This window comes from Microbacterium oryzae (assembly GCF_030406385.1).
Taxonomy (GTDB): Bacteria; Actinomycetota; Actinomycetes; order Actinomycetales; family Microbacteriaceae; genus Microbacterium; species Microbacterium oryzae_A.
In genome coordinates this window covers 555026-569153 of record NZ_JAUEPM010000001.1, presented here as the reverse complement: position 1 = coordinate 569153, position 14128 = coordinate 555026, and the positions used below count along the sequence as shown (strand labels likewise).

Below are 14128 nucleotides of genomic sequence, written 5' to 3'. Positions count from 1 at the left end.
GCGGAGAGTGCGCGGTTCAGCCGCGCTGCGGCGCCGCTGTGCTGCCGCGCAGGGCGAGCGTGGGTGTGAGGACGACCGGAGCGGCCTCCTCCTGGGTCTCGAGGAGCCGTCGCAGCGCCGTCCACGCGAGCGCGCCCATCTCCTCGGCCGGCACCGCGGCCGTGGTGAGGGGCGGCGTCGTGTAGGGGGCGAATGGGATGTCGTCGAAGCCCACCACCGACACCTCTGCCGGCACCGACACGCCCCGCTCGTGGAGAGCGCTGAGGAGGCCCATCGCGACGAGGTCGTTGTAGGCGAGGACCGCGGTCGCGTCGCTCCGCGACACCTCGTCCGCAGCCGCCGCTCCGTCGGCGAAGCCGGTTCCGCAGGCGACCTCGAGGATCTCGAGCTCCGGATGCGCATCGCGCGCGGCGGCGATCGCGGCGAGGCGGCGGGCGTGGGAGGCGCTGCCCTGCACCCCGGCGAGGTACAGGATGCGCCGATGCCCGAGCTCGTGCAGATGCACGATCAGCTGCCGGATCCCCTCCGCGTAGTCCGCGGCGACGACAGGGGCGCCCAGCCCGGCGGGGCGGTTGACGAGCACGACGGGCGAGAGCTGCGGCAGGAGGGCGGCGAGCTCCTCGTCGGGCATGCGCGGCGCGACCAGCACGATGCCGTCTGTGCGGCGTCGCGCCTGCAGTGCGAGAGCCGCCTCGTCGCCTGCGACCTCCGCGGAGTCTGCCACCAGCACGTGGTAGCCGTCGCCGGCGGCCGTGCGGCTGAACATCCGCAGGGTGGCTTGGAAGGTGGGGTTGCCCAGGTCGGGCACGAGCACGGCCACCGTCTGCGTCTTGCCGAGAGCGAGGCTGCGTGCGAGCGGGCTCGCGGAGTAGCCGAGCTCGGCCGCGGCCGCCTGCACGCGCTCGGCGAGTGCGGGATCGACCGACGGGTTGCCGTTCATGACCCGCGAGACCGTCGCGGCCGACACTCCCGCGTGCCGAGCGACGTCGGAGATGCGCAGCTTCACGGGGTCCTTTCGAGCGGAGGTCATCGGCACGCTCAGGTGAGGTCGAGCGCGACCGGTCGCGCCACGCCGCGCACGTCCACCGTAGGCCACTCCTGGTCGACGCTCAGCACCTCGACGGCATCACCCTGGCCCCGCACCACCGTATCCTCTGTCTTCACGCCGGGGGCCCACGGGTTCCAGGCGAACGCCTGACCCGGAGCGATCCGGTCCTGCGCGTCGGGGGACGCCTTGGGGTCGCGCCCCGCATAGCCGGTGGGGCCGCCCTGATGGTGGCGCAGCCACGCGTCCTCGGCGAAGCCGTGTCGCGGGTAGCTCCGTGCGATGTCGGAGAGCACGTCGCCGAGCGGGCGGCCGGGGCGGCACGCCGCCCACGCGTCGGCCTCGACCTCGAGGATGCGCGCGGCGCCGTCCGGCTCGACGCCGCGGAAGCGCACCCAGCGGGTGAGGCTGACGTGCAGGCCGTCGCGACGGGCGGTCGCGACGGCCATGGCGCGGTCGCCGAGGGGCGCTCGCGTGGGGAGCGGGTGCTGCACGCCGCCGCGGGCGGCGCCGGCGACGAGGGCGACGGCGGGCTCCGCCCCGCGCGCGAGCAGCGCGTGCGTGAGGCGGCCGGCGAGCTCGAACTCGGTGAGCTCCGGCGTCGCGGTGGTCAGCACCTCGGTCATGGCGCGAGCGGCGTCGGCGCCGAGGTTCCGGTAGCGGTCGAGCTCGGCGGGGAGCAGGCTCGCGCGTGCGGCGCGCAGCTCGACGTCGACCTCGCTCTCGTCGAGAACGCCCGCTCGCGACGGGGCGAGCGGGGCGAACCAGTCCACGACCTCGATGTCGACGCCCGCGAGCTCCTCCTCGGCGAGGCGCTCCGCCTCGTTGCGCAGGGCGGTGACGGTGATGGTGCCGTCGATGCGCACGACCGCGGAGAAGACGGCGGGACCGCCGAGCGGGACGGACGTGCGCGCCCCGTCGAGCAGCCATGCGAGGCTCGCGCCCGAGGTGAGGCGCACGCCGCTCGCGCCGCGTCGGTCGAGGACCTCCGTGATGCGCGCGAGCTTCTCGGGACGGTCGGACGAGACCGCGGGCTTCGAGGGTGTCGACATGGCGTGCTCCCTGCTGCTCTGGCGCCCTACTCTATGCGGAAGGCGATTTCTCGGGGCTGCCAGCTCAGGCCAGGGCGAGCGCCTGCTCGAGGTCGGCGATGATGTCGGCAGGGTCCTCCAGACCCACCGAGATGCGGATGGTCCCCTGCGAGATGCCGGCAGCGGCGAGCTGCTCGGGCGACATGTGGTTGTGGGTCATGGAGGCCGGGTGCGCGACGATCGTGCGCGCGTCGCCGATGTTCGCCACGAGCCGGATGGTGCCGAGCGCGTCGATCACGCGCTCGGCCCGCGCGAAGGCGTCCTCCGAGCTGGACGCGAGCTCGAACGCGAACACGCTCGGGGAGCCCTTGGGCAGGTAGGTGCGGGCGATGCCCTTCCACGGGTTCGTGGGGATCGAGGGGTGGAAGACCACGCCGACAGCCGGATGGCCGTGGAGGTACGCCGCGACCGCCTTCGCGTTCTCGACGTGGCGGCTCACCCGCAGGTCGAGGGTCTCCAGACCCTGGATGAGCTGGAACGCGTTGAAGGGGGAGAGGGCGGGCCCGAGATCGCCGACGAACTTCGACTTCACGAGCGTGATGAACGCGCGCTCCGGGCCGAAGGCGTCCCACAGCGATACGTCGCCGTAGCGCCGGTGCGGCACGAACAGCGCCGGCCACTTCTCCGGATCCGCGGCGAAGTCGAACGTGCCGAGGTCGACGACGACCCCGCCGAGTGACGAGCCGTGCCCGCCGATGAACTTCGTCGCGGAGTGCACGACGATGTCCGCGCCGTGCTCGCGAGGCCGCAGCAGGTAGGGGGTGGCGACGGTGTTGTCGATGACGAGAGGGACGCCCGCCTCGTGGGCGATCTCCGCGACCGACGCGATGTCGAGCACCTGGGCGATGGGGTTGGCGACGGACTCGGCGAAGAACGCGCGCGTGTCCGGGCGGACGGCCTCGCGCCATCCGTCGAAGTCGTCCTGGTCGACGAAGGTGACGTCGAGGCCGAAGTCACGGAGGGTGTCGTCGAACAGATCGACGGTGCCGCCGTAGAGCTGGCTCGCCGCGACGACGTGGCCGCCTCGGCCGAGGAGCGCGAGGGTCGCGAGCGCGACCGCCGCCTGCCCGGACGAGACGGCGGCCGCCGCGACGCCGCCCTCGAGGGCGGCCAGGCGCTGCTCGAGCACGGCCTGCGTCGGGTTGTTGTTGCGGCTGTAGATGTAGCCCTTCTCCCGCAGCGCGAACTTCTCGCGCGCCTCGGTGAGGGAGGAGAAGACGTAGGCGGAGGACTGGTACACCGGCGTCGCGACGGTGAACTGCGGCATCCCCGGGGTGTAGCCCTCGTGCAGCTGGGTCGTCGCGAATCCCTGCGCCTGTGTCATGGGGCCATTCTGCCGAGCGCCACCGGCGCCTCCGGAACCGTGTGACGCCGTATTGCGCGGGACGCGGCTCAGGGGAGGAGCACGACCTTCCCGTCGGCGCCCTCGTCGACGAGCCGGTGCGCGCGAGCGGCTTCGGCGAGGGGGAGCGAAGGTCCGAGCTCGACGCTGAAGCGCCCGGCGGCCATGAGCGCGAGGGCGACCGGGATGGCCTCGAGCCGCCAGGACTCCTGCTGCGGCGTCAGGGGGAGGGGGGAGCCGCCCTTGAATGCGCGGATGCCGAGGGCGAGTCCCTTCGCGCCCTGCACGAGCGTGGCGATGCGGGATCGGTCGGCGAGGAGCGTGAGCGAGCTCTCGAGCGCCTCCTCGGTGCCGGCTGCGTCGATGACGACGGTGGGGCCATCCGGCGCGAGAGCGCGCACCCGGTCGACGAGACCCGACCCGTACGCGACGGGCTCGGCGCCGAGGCCGCGCACGCGGTCCGCGCGGCGATCGCTCGTGGTCGCGATGACGCGCGCGCCCTGGAGGGCGGCGAGCTGGATGAGGGCCTGACCGACCGCGCCGGAGCCGGCGTGCACGAGCAGCGTGTCGTCGGCGCGCACCGCGAGCGAGCGCAGCGTCTGGTAGGCCGTCCCGACGGGGATCCCGAGCGCGGCGCCCTGCGCGGCGGTGACGCCCGCGGGCCGGGCGAAGACGTGCACGGCGGGGACGACGACATCCGTCGCGCACGCCCCGATCGCACCCGTGAAGACGACGGGGTCGCCGACGCGGAATCCCTCGACGTCGGAGCCGACAGCGGCGATGTGCCCGGCGCCGTCGCTGCCCACGCGCCGGGGCTCGGTGATCGGGTCGGATGGCCGCAGCCCGCTGCGGAGCTTGATGTCGACCGGGTTCACGCCCGCAGCCTCGACTCGGATGGCCACTTCGCCGGCTCCGGGGACGGGATCGGGGACGTCTGCCAGGGTCAGGACCTCGGGTCCGCCCAATTCGGTGTGCTGGATCGCCTGCGCCATGCCCTCACGCTAGCGCGCCCCGCGGCTTCCCGGTCGGAGGACCGGAAGCCGCGGGCCGCGCGGGAGCGGGATCAGGCGCGAGCGGCGACGCCCTCGGCGGCGGCGGCGGTCGTGGCCGACACCGGCATGAGGCGCGTGAGCTGCGTGACGTGACGCGGCTCCAGCTCGTCGAGGCTCGAGACCCCGAGGAGCGCCATGGTGCGCTCGAGCTCGGTGCGGAGGATGTCGATCATGCGGTCGACGCCCTGGCGCCCGCCGGCCATGAGGCCGTACAGGTACGCGCGGCCGACGAGCGTGAACTTGGCGCCGAGGGCGACCGAGGCGACGATGTCGGCGCCGTTCATGATGCCGGTGTCGATCATGACCGTGGCGTCCTCGCCGACCTCGCGCACGACCTGCGGCAGCAGATGGAACGGGATCGGTGCACGATCGAGCTGACGGCCGCCGTGATTCGACAGGATGATGCCGTCCACGCCGCGGTCGATGAGCCGCACGGCGTCGGACACGTTCTGCACGCCCTTGACGACGAGCTTGCCCGGCCACATCTCGCGGATGACCTCGAGGTCGTCGTACGAGATGGTCGGGTCCATCGCCGCGTTCAGCAGGTCGCCCACGGTGCCGCCGGTGGTGGAGAGCGAGGCGAACTCGAGCTTCGGGGTCGTGAGGAAGTCGATCCACCACCAGGGGCGGGGGATGGCGTTGACGATCGTGCCGAGCGTGAGCTGCGGCGGGATCGAGAAGCCGTTGCGCTTGTCGCGCAGGCGCGCGCCGGCGACCGGGGTGTCGACGGTGAACATGAGGGTGTCGAAGCCGGCCTTGGCCGCGCGCTCGACGAGACCGTAGGAGATCTCGCGCTGGCGCATCACGTAGAGCTGGAACCAGTTGCGGCCGTTCGGGTTGGCGGCCTTCACGTCCTCGATGGAGGTGGTGCCGAGCGTTGACAGCGTGAACGGGATGCCGGCGGCGGCGGCGGCGCCCGCTCCGGCGGTCTCGCCCTCGGTCTGCATCAGGCGTGTGAAGCCGGTGGGCGCGATGCCGAACGGCATGGCGCTCGTGCCGCCGAGGATCTCCGTGGTCGTGTCCACGTGCGCGGCGGGCCGCAGGATGTCGGGGTGCAGCTCGATGTCCTCGAACGCCTGGCGCGCGCGGTGCATCGACAGCTCGCCCTCGGCGCCGCCGTCGGTGTAGTCGAAGGCTGCAGCGGGCGTGCGGCGCTTGGCGATGTCGCGCAGGTCGTACGTGGTGAGGGCGGCGTCGAGGCGGCGCTTGCGCGCATCGAGCTCGGGCTTCTTGAACTGCATGAGCTCCAAGAGCTCAGCGGGATTCGGCAGCTGTCGCTTGACCATGCTGGTCCTTTCCGATCGTGATCTGGTCGTAGTAGCCGGTGATGTGGTCGCGGATGGCGCGGGTCGCCTCGGCCTCGTCGGCGGCGGCGATCGCGGCGAGGATCCCGCGGTGCTCGTCGCGCAGGCGGCGCGCGGTGGCGGGCCAGTCGTCCACCGCGTGCGCTCCCGCGGTGACGTACGACTCGATGGCCGAGCGGAGCCCGGCCATCGTGGCCGTCACCACCTGGTTCCCCGACGCCTCGGCCAGGGAGAGGTGGAACTGCTGGTCGAGCGCGAGGAACTCCGCCTCGGTGAGGGAGGAGTCGTCCATCGCCTCGACCAGCGCGGTCGACGATGCGAGGTCGGGCTGCGAGCGGGCGAGGTGCTGGGCGACGTGGGTCTCCAGCACGAGGCGCGTGTCGACGATGTCGGCGACGGGGAAGCCACTGGCCGCGAGCTGCAGCCGCATGAGGGCCGACATGCCGCCGCCGGGCACGGCGACGATGATCGCGCCCGCGGTGGGGCCCGAGCCGGACGCCGTCCGGACGAGCCCGAGGACCTCGAGCACGCGGATGGCCTCGCGAACGCTGGAGCGGCCGACGCCGAGGTCCGCGGCCAGCGCGCGCTCGCCGGGAAGCCGGTCGCCCGGCCGGAGGGTGCCGTCGAGGAGCGCCCCCTCGAGGTGGGAGAGGACGCTCTCCCACGCGCGCTGCTCGTCGGCCATGACGTCTCCCGTGTGGTCTGACCACTGTGGTCTGACCACAGGCTAGCACGAGGTACCGTCGGAGCATGCCCCGCTCGCCGCTCCCTCAGCGCTACGGCCTCGACGCCGCCTGGCTGCGGACGCCGGGGGCGAGCGCCCACACCCGGCTCCGCGACCACCTCGTCGAGCGGATGCCGCGGCTCGCGCCGGGGCGGATCGACGAGATGCTCGCGGAAGGCGCCTTCGTGGACGAGCAGGGCCATCCGCTCGCCCCGGACGCGCCCTTCCGGCCGCACGCGTTCGTCTGGTTCCACCGCGATCTGCGGGAGGAGGCGGAGGTGCCGTTCTCGCTCGACGTGCTGCACCAGGACGAGCGCATCGTCGTCGTCGACAAACCGCACTTCCTCGCCACGATCCCGCGCGGACGACACGTGCAGCAGAGCGTGGTGGTGCGCGCTCGCCGCATGCTCGGGCTGCCCGAGCTCTCGCCCGCGCATCGGCTCGACCGCGTCACGGCCGGCGTGCTGCTGCTCACCACCGAGCGGCGCTGGCGACGCGCCTATCAGAGCATGTTCGAGGATCGCGTGCCGCAGAAGGAATACGAGGCGGTCGCGGCGGCTCCCGGCGCGCTCGAGCTCCCCGTGCACGTGCGCAGCCACATCACGAAGCAGCACGGGGTGATGCAGGCGTTCGAGCACGATGACCGCGACCCCAATGCGCACACGATGATCGAGCTCATCCAGTCGCGGGGCGACCTCGCGCGCTACCGCGCCATGCCGTTCACGGGGAAGACGCACCAGATCCGGCTGCACATGAATCGCATCGGGCGACCCATCGTCGGCGACCCGATCTATCCCCGTGTGCAGGATGTCGACATCGACGACTTCTCCACCCCGCTGCAGCTGCTCGCGCGCACGCTCACGTTCGTCGATCCGGTCGACGGCATCGAGCGGTCGTTCACGAGCCCGCGGCGCCTCGAGGCGTTCCCGGGCTGACGCTCAGAACCCGGCGACGAGCGCGTTGTCGAGCTCGTCGGGGTCCACGCCCTGGCGCGAGGCGCGGTTGGTCAGCAGCACCCACGCGATGCCCACGGTCGGATGGATCCAGAACTCGGTCCCCGACCATCCGGCGTGGCCGTAGACGTCGCGGTCGATGAGACCCGGCGCGCGGGTGCGGAGATTCCACGAGAAGCCCCAGTCCTGGCCGCGCTCGGCGGGGTAGGGATCGAGTCGCGGGATGGCGCCGGTGAGCGGGCGCCGCATCATCGCCAGCGTCTCCGGACGGACGATTCCGCCCGTGCCCGCGACGCCGTCGCGCAGCAGCGCGGCGCCGAGCTCGAGGAGGTCGGCCGCGCTTCCGATCGCACCGGCGCCGGGGTGCCGCAGTGCGGCGAAGCGCGACAGGTCGAGCCCGCCGGCCGCGGCGTCGACGACATCGTGCGGCACGGACTCGTCGCCGAGGGTGATGCCGGGCGCGAAGACGGCGACGTCGTGCTCCCAGGAACGACCGGTCGCGTGCGCGACGAGCTCGGCGACGCCCTGGAAGGCCACGGAGGAGTAGCGCGAGGCCGAGCCGGCGGCGAAGTCGCGCCCGCCCTCGCGCAGCGCGGCGGGCAATCCCTGCGGAGCGTCGAGCGGCGGCTCGGCGATGCCCGCGGTGTGACTCACGAGATGGTCGAGCCGCACGACGTCGTCGCGCACGTCGGAGATCTCGGGCACGGCGACCGACAGCGGCGTGAGGATTCCGAGCTGCCCGCGTTCGACGGCGCGCGCGGCGGCGAGCCCGGCGAGCGTCTTGGTGATCGAGAACAGGCGATAGCGGTCCTCGATGCGCGCGGCACGGCCATCCGTCGCGCCGAAGGCATCGAGCGCGACGATGCCATGCGCGGTGGCGACGCCCAGCACGGCGGTGGGCAGGCGCCCGTCGTCGACGTGACGGCGGGCCCAGTCGAACGCGGCCGCGTAGGCGGAGGTCATGCGCGGGGGGCGAAGCGGCGGGGCGACGTGGTGCGCGCGACGAGGTCGCGCAGCTCCTCGAGCGACCCCGAGATCTCGCCGAGCGCCCGCGCCTGCACGAGCACGTTGCCGAGCGCCGTGGCCTCCACGGGGCCCGCGAGCACGGGGAGACCTGCGCGGTCGGCGGTGAGCTGGCAGAGGAGCTCGTTGAGCGAGCCGCCGCCGACGAGGTGGATGGCGCCCACGCGCTTGCCGGAGAGGTCCGATGCGGTGTGGACGGCTTCGGCGAAGGCGGAGGCGAGGCTCTCGACGATGCAGCGGGTGAACTCCGCGCGCGACTGCGGCGCGGCCATCCCGCGCTCGGACAGCCACGCGGCGATGCGCTCGGGCATGCCGCCGGGCGCGGTGAAGACGGGGTCGTTGGCGTCGAACACGGGCTGCGGCGCCGTGACGGCCGCCGCCTGCGCGAGGAGCTGGGGCAGGTCGACGGTCTCGCCCGACTCGCGCTCCCACGCGCGCACCGACTCCGACAGCAGCCACAGGCCCATGACGTTGTGGAGGAACCGGACGCGGCCGTCCACGCCGCCCTCGTTCGTGAAGTTCGCCGCGCGGCTGGCCTCGGTGAGCACGGGGGCGTCGAGCTCGACGCCCACGAGGCCCCACGTGCCGCAGCTGATGTAGGCGGCGTCGGGGTCGGTCATCGGCACGGCGACGACGGCAGATGCGGTGTCGTGCGAGCCGACCGCGACGACCGGGGTGGCGTCGGTGAGGCCGGTCGCGGTCTGCACGGCGTCGCGGAGCACGCCGATGCGCTGTCCGGGCTGGACGAGTGCGGGGAGGAGGCGCGACGGGATGCCGACGCTCTCGGCCAGCGGCCGGTTCCACTCCGAGCCGTCGACGCGCAGCAGGCCCGTCGTGGAGGCGTTGGTGCTCTCGGCGACGCGCTCGCCGGTCAGCCAGTAGGCGATGAGGTCGGGGATGAGGAGGGCCTCGTCGGCGAGGTCCAGGGTGCCCGCGATCCGGTCGGCGGCGAACTGGTAGAGCGTGTTGAACGCGAGGAACTGCAGTCCGTTCTCGCCGTACAGCTCGGCGAACGGAGCCACGGCGTGCACGGCGTCGACGCCGGCCGCGGTGCGGGCGTCACGGTAGTGGTAGGGGGTGCCGAGCATCCGACCGTCGCGGATGAGCGCGTAGTCGACCGCCCACGAGTCGATGCCGATCGATGCGACCTCGCCCGCCTGGGCTGCCGCGCGGAGGCCGTCGACGATCGAGCGGTACAGCTCGAGGATGTTCCAGTGCAGGCCGTCGATCGTCTCGACGGGTGTGTTGGGAAAGCGGGCGATCGCCTCGAGGCGCAGCTCGTCGGGGCCGACATGGCCGAGCATGACCCGTCCGCTGGTGGCTCCGAGGTCGACGGCGGCGACGGTGACGCTCATGGCGTGCTCCTTGGTGGGGAAGAGAGGGGGCAGGGGAGGATCCCCGATTCGCGCCGCGGGTGCGGCCGGGGCGCGAATCGGGGATCCGGGCGCGGGTCAGCGCAGGAAGGCGGCTGCGACGCCCGAGTCGACGGGGATGTGCAGGCCCGTGGTGCGGCTCAGCTCGGGGCCGGTGAGGACGTACACCGCGTCGGCGACGTTCTCGGGCACGACCTCGCGCTTGAGGATCGTGCGGTTGGCGTAGAACTGGCCGAGGTCCTCTTCCTTCACGCCGTAGGTGGCGGCGCGGTTGGCGCCCCAGCCCGCGGCGAAGATGCCGGAGCCGCGCACGACGCCGTCGGGGTTGATGCCGTTCACGCGCACGCCGTGCTCGCCGAGCTCGACGGCCAGCAGACGCACCTGGTGGGCCTGGTCGGCCTTCGTGGCGGAGTAGGCGATGTTGTTCGGGCCCGCGAAGACGGAGTTCTTCGAGGAGATGTAGATGACGTCGCCGCCCATGCCCTGCTCGATGAGGGCCTTGGCCGCCGCCTTCGCGACGAGGAACGAGCCCTTCGCCATGACGTCGTGCTGGAGGTCCCAGTCCTTCTCGGTGGTCTCGAGCAACGGCTTCGACAGCGACAGACCCGCGTTGTTCACCACGAGATCGATCCCGCCGAAGGCGAGGAGAGTCGCGTCGATCGCGGCCTGCACGCCGTCGGCGTCGGCGACGTTCGCGGCGACGCCGATGGCGACATCGGAGCCGCCGAGCTCGGCCGCCGCCGCCTGCGCCTTCTCGAGGTCGAGGTCCGCAACGACGACGCAGGCGCCCTCGGCCGCGAGGCGGGTGGCGATGGCCTTGCCGATGCCGGAGGCCGCGCCCGTCACGAACGCGATGCGCCCCTGGTGGGTCTTCGGCTTCGGCATGCGCTGGAGCTTGGCCTCCTCGAGCGCCCAGTACTCGATGCGGAACTTCTCCGCGTCGGAGATGGGGTGGTAGGTCGAGAGCGCCTCGGCGCCGCGCATCACGTTGATGGCGTTGACGTAGAACTCGCCCGCCACGCGCGCGGTCTGCTTGTTCGCGCCGTAGCTGAACATGCCGACGCCGGGAACGAGGACGATGAGCGGGTCGGCGCCGCGGATGGCCGGGCTCGCCTCGGTCGCGTGCGCCTCGTAGTAGGCGGTGTAGTCCGCGCGGTACTGCTCGTGCAGCTCCGTGAGGCGAGAGATCGACTCCTCGACGGATGCCGATGCCGGCAGATCGAGGATGAGCGGCTTGACCTTGGTGCGGAGGAAGTGGTCGGGGCAGCTCGTGCCGAGCTCCGCGAGCGTCGGGGCCTTCTCGGAGGCGAGGAAGTCGGTGACGACCGGGGCGTCCGTGAAGTGGCCGACCATGGGCTTGTCGGTCGAGGCCAAGCCGCGGATGGTCGCGGCGAGGGCGGCCGCCTTGGCGCGACGCTCGTCCTCGGGCAGCGCCTCGAAGCCGGCGCGCACGCCGCCGAAGGGCTCCGCCTTGCCGTTGTCGTCGATGTACTGCTGCGCGGTCTCGATGATCCAGAGCGAGTTGCGCTCGGACTCCTCGCTGGTGTCGCCCCAGGCCGTGATGCCGTGGCCGCCGAGGATCGTGCCGATCGCCTGCGGGTTCGCCTTCTTGATCTCGGCGATGTCGAGGCCGAGCTGGAAGCCGGGACGGCGCCACGGGACCCAGACCACCTTGTCGCCGAAGATCTTCTTCGTCAGCTCCTCGCCATCCGCGGCCGTGGCGATGGCGATGCCGCTGTCGGGGTGGAGGTGGTCGACGTGCGCGGCGTCGACGAGGCCGTGCATGGCGGTGTCGATCGACGGGGCGGCGCCGCCCTTGCCGTGCAGACAGTAGTCGAAGGCAGCGACCATCTCGTCCTCGCGCTCGAGGCCGGGGTAGACGTTCACGAGGGCGCGCATGCGGTCGAGGCGGAGGGCGGCGAGGCCCTTCTCGGTGAGGGTGCCGAGGTCTCCGCCGGAGCCCTTCACCCACAGCAGCTCGACGGGCTCGCCGGTGACCGGGTCGGTCTCGGTGCCCTTCGCCGACGTGTTGCCGCCGGCGTAGTTGGTGTTCTTGGGGTCGGCGCCGAGTCGGTTCGACCGGGCGATGAGGTCGGCGACGGTGGGGTTCGTCATGGTGTCTCTCTCGTGGACTGCACAGGGGATGGGGTGGGGATGGTCAGAGCCGCGCGACGCGCGCCGTGAAGACGTCGATCGTGTGGGTGAACGCGGGCTCGAGGTCGGGGCGGTTGAGATGCCCGTGCGTGGTGCCGGGCTCGAAGGAGAGCTCCACGTCGACGCCGGCCTCGCGCAGCGTGTCGGCGAACGCCTCGCCGGAGACGCGGAGCTCATCGAGGTCGCCCGTGACGATGATCGCGGGCGGGTAGTCGCGCAGCTGCTCCGCGGTCGCGACGCCGGGCACCGCGGCGGGTTCCGGGTCCGCGACCGAACCGCCGAGGTAGTTCTCGTACATGCGGCGGACCGGCTCGGCGGAGAACTGGTCGGCGAGGCCTGCCTCGGCGAGCCGGGCCTTCAGCTCGTCGCGGGTCGTCGGCTGCACCGCGTGCAGCGTCGGGTAGGCGAGCACCGACAGTGCGGGGAGCGCGGCGCCCTGGTCGAGCAGGCGCAGGATCGCGCCTGCTGCGAGGTTGCCGCCCGCGCTCGTGCCGCCGAGCGCGACCCTGGCGGGGTCCGCGCCGAGCTCCTCGGCGTGCTCGCGCGTCCACGCGAACGCGAACGCGAGCTCCTCCGAGGCCACGGGGTAGATCGCGCCGTCGCGCACCTCGTCCGGACGGCCGAGTGCGGCCGTCACGGGAGCGAGTGCGTAGTCGACGGAGACGACGGGGATGCCGCGCGCGGCGAACGCGCGCGACACCTCGTCCGCCTCGGGCATGTCGAGGTCGCCGAAGGCGAACGCCCCGCCGTGCGCCCACACGAGCGCCGCCCCGGAGGGCGCGCTCGCGGGATAGATGCGGACGCTCAGCGGCCCGTGGGGTCCGTCGAGCGTCCGCTCACGGGGTTCGCTCACGCGCCCCAGCCTGCCTGGACGCCGCCCACGCGCTCGGCCTCGATCTTCTCCTGGTAGCCCGAGGCGAGGTAGGCGGCCATCGGGTCGGCCGGGAGACCGCGTGATTCGCGCCACTCGGCGAGGCCCGGACGGACATCGGTGTAGAACGCGTCCATGAAGACCGCGTTCGCGCCGAGCACGTCGCCCGACACCTGGGCGGCACGCAGCGCCTCCTGGTCGACGAGCAGCGCGCGAGCCGTCATCTCCTGCACGTTGAGCACCGAGCGGATCTGGCCGAGGATCTTGTTCTCGACGTTGTGGCACTGGTCGAGCATGAAGGCCACGTCGGGGTTCGCGTAGCCGCCGCCGCGGATGACCTCGAACACGATGCGGAAGAGCTGGAACGGGTCCGCCGCGCCCACGATGAGGTCGTCGTCCGCGTAGAAGCGCGAGTTGAAGTCGAACGAGCCGAGCTTGCCGAGGCGCAGCAGCTGCATGACGATGAACTCGATGTTGGTGCCGGGAGCGTGGTGACCCGTGTCGAGGCAGACCATCGCGCGCTCGCCGAGCGTCGCCACCTGGGCGTAGGAGGTGCCCCAGTCCGGGACGTCGGTGTGGTAGAACGCCGGCTCGAAGAACTTGTACTCGAGCACGAGGCGCTGCTCGCCGGAGAGGCGGTCGTAGATCTTCTGCAGCGACTCGTTCAGGCGGTCCTGGCGGCCGCGCATGTCGGCCTGGCCCGGGTAGTTCGAGCCCTCGGCGAGCCAGATCTTGAGGTCGCGCGAGCCGGTGGCGTCCATGACGTCGATGCACGCGAGGTGGTGGTCGATCGCCTTCTGGCGGACGGCCGCGTCCTCGTGCGTGAGGGCGCCGAACTTGTAGTCGTCGTCCTGGAACGTGTTGGAGTTGATGGTGCCGAGCTCGACGCCGTTGTCCTCGGCGTGCTTGCGGAGGTCGTCGAAGCTGTCGACGAGGTCCCACGGGATGTGCAGCGCGACCGACGGCGCCAGCGCGGTGAGCTTGTTGACCTGGGCGGCGTCGGAGATCTTCTCGAACGGGTCGCGCGGGGTGCCGGGCGTCGCGAAGACCTTGAAACGCGTGCCGGAGTTGCCGAACGCCCAGGAGGGGAGCTCGATCGCCTGCTTTTCGAGCTGCCCGAGGATCTCGTCGCTCAGGACGGAGGTGGTGGGGGTCGTCATCGACAGTGCCTTTCGCTTAAAACGATTTAACGCATC

Annotated in this window: 12 protein-coding genes; 1 reads left to right on the top strand and 11 read right to left on the bottom strand. The window is 72.3% G+C overall.

Annotated elements, in window-relative coordinates; genetic code table 11:
• Positions 1-16 precede the first annotated feature (16 nt).
• From QWJ90_RS02840 to QWJ90_RS02815, 6 genes are all read right to left on the bottom strand, one after another.
• Positions 17-1030 (bottom strand): LacI family DNA-binding transcriptional regulator, encoded by a 1014-nt coding sequence (locus QWJ90_RS02840; protein ID WP_290106076.1) that lies wholly within the window; start codon positions 1028-1030, stop codon positions 17-19.
• A gap of 8 nt (positions 1031-1038) precedes the next feature.
• Entirely contained in the window at positions 1039-2097 is a 1059-nt protein-coding gene (locus QWJ90_RS02835; protein WP_290106075.1) for a M24 family metallopeptidase, read from the bottom strand.
• A 64-nt stretch (positions 2098-2161) separates the two neighbouring features.
• On the bottom strand, positions 2162-3460 hold the full coding sequence (locus QWJ90_RS02830; protein WP_290106074.1) for an O-acetylhomoserine aminocarboxypropyltransferase/cysteine synthase family protein: 1299 nt from the start codon (positions 3458-3460) through the stop codon (positions 2162-2164).
• A 68-nt stretch (positions 3461-3528) separates the two neighbouring features.
• The gene (locus QWJ90_RS02825; RefSeq protein WP_290106073.1) at positions 3529-4470 is read right to left on the bottom strand and encodes a quinone oxidoreductase family protein; all 942 of its coding nucleotides are present in this window, start codon (positions 4468-4470) and stop codon (positions 3529-3531) included.
• Between the two features lie 71 nt (positions 4471-4541).
• A complete protein-coding gene (locus tag QWJ90_RS02820) occupies positions 4542-5816 on the bottom strand; it encodes an alpha-hydroxy acid oxidase (protein ID WP_290106072.1) in 1275 nt (424 codons plus the stop codon).
• On the bottom strand, positions 5785-6519 hold the full coding sequence (locus tag QWJ90_RS02815; protein WP_290106071.1) for a FadR/GntR family transcriptional regulator: 735 nt from the start codon (positions 6517-6519) through the stop codon (positions 5785-5787). Before QWJ90_RS02815 ends, QWJ90_RS02820 begins: the two co-directional genes overlap by 32 nt.
• A gap of 65 nt (positions 6520-6584) precedes the next feature.
• On the opposite strand from QWJ90_RS02815, the gene QWJ90_RS02810 reads away from it, so the two are divergent.
• Positions 6585-7493 (top strand): pseudouridine synthase, encoded by a 909-nt coding sequence (locus QWJ90_RS02810; protein WP_290106070.1) that lies wholly within the window; start codon positions 6585-6587, stop codon positions 7491-7493.
• Positions 7494-7496: 3 nt separating this feature from the next.
• Here the strand turns inward: QWJ90_RS02810 and QWJ90_RS02805 are convergent, their stop codons facing one another.
• The 5 genes from QWJ90_RS02805 to rhaI form a co-directional block, all read right to left on the bottom strand.
• The gene (locus tag QWJ90_RS02805; protein ID WP_290106069.1) at positions 7497-8474 is read right to left on the bottom strand and encodes a serine hydrolase domain-containing protein; all 978 of its coding nucleotides are present in this window, start codon (positions 8472-8474) and stop codon (positions 7497-7499) included.
• The gene (locus QWJ90_RS02800; RefSeq protein WP_290106068.1) at positions 8471-9889 is read right to left on the bottom strand and encodes a rhamnulokinase; all 1419 of its coding nucleotides are present in this window, start codon (positions 9887-9889) and stop codon (positions 8471-8473) included. The genes QWJ90_RS02805 and QWJ90_RS02800 overlap by 4 nt, the downstream gene beginning before the upstream one ends.
• Before the next feature lie 96 nt (positions 9890-9985).
• A complete protein-coding gene (locus tag QWJ90_RS02795; protein WP_290106067.1) occupies positions 9986-12022 on the bottom strand; it encodes a bifunctional aldolase/short-chain dehydrogenase in 2037 nt (678 codons plus the stop codon).
• A 43-nt stretch (positions 12023-12065) separates the two neighbouring features.
• Complete coding sequence (locus tag QWJ90_RS02790; protein ID WP_290106066.1) at positions 12066-12914, bottom strand: alpha/beta hydrolase fold domain-containing protein; 849 nt, start codon at positions 12912-12914, stop codon at positions 12066-12068.
• Positions 12911-14092, bottom strand: a complete 1182-nt coding sequence (gene rhaI / locus QWJ90_RS02785) for an L-rhamnose isomerase (protein WP_290106065.1) — start codon at positions 14090-14092, stop codon at positions 12911-12913. The genes QWJ90_RS02790 and rhaI overlap by 4 nt, the downstream gene beginning before the upstream one ends.
• Between the last annotated feature and the right edge of the window lie 36 nt (positions 14093-14128).

Coding starts and splice junctions, on each gene's coding strand:
- QWJ90_RS02840 (WP_290106076.1), bottom strand. CDS start 1,030: ATGACCTCCGCTCGAAAGGACCCCGTGAAGCTGCGCATCTCCGACGTC.
- QWJ90_RS02835 (WP_290106075.1), bottom strand. CDS start 2,097: ATGTCGACACCCTCGAAGCCCGCGGTCTCGTCCGACCGTCCCGAGAAG.
- QWJ90_RS02830 (WP_290106074.1), bottom strand. CDS start 3,460: ATGACACAGGCGCAGGGATTCGCGACGACCCAGCTGCACGAGGGCTAC.
- QWJ90_RS02825 (WP_290106073.1), bottom strand. CDS start 4,470: ATGGCGCAGGCGATCCAGCACACCGAATTGGGCGGACCCGAGGTCCTG.
- QWJ90_RS02820 (WP_290106072.1), bottom strand. CDS start 5,816: ATGGTCAAGCGACAGCTGCCGAATCCCGCTGAGCTCTTGGAGCTCATG.
- QWJ90_RS02815 (WP_290106071.1), bottom strand. CDS start 6,519: ATGGCCGACGAGCAGCGCGCGTGGGAGAGCGTCCTCTCCCACCTCGAG.
- QWJ90_RS02810 (WP_290106070.1), top strand. CDS start 6,585: ATGCCCCGCTCGCCGCTCCCTCAGCGCTACGGCCTCGACGCCGCCTGG.
- QWJ90_RS02805 (WP_290106069.1), bottom strand. CDS start 8,474: ATGACCTCCGCCTACGCGGCCGCGTTCGACTGGGCCCGCCGTCACGTC.
- QWJ90_RS02800 (WP_290106068.1), bottom strand. CDS start 9,889: ATGAGCGTCACCGTCGCCGCCGTCGACCTCGGAGCCACCAGCGGACGG.
- QWJ90_RS02795 (WP_290106067.1), bottom strand. CDS start 12,022: ATGACGAACCCCACCGTCGCCGACCTCATCGCCCGGTCGAACCGACTC.
- rhaI (WP_290106065.1), bottom strand. CDS start 14,092: ATGACGACCCCCACCACCTCCGTCCTGAGCGACGAGATCCTCGGGCAG.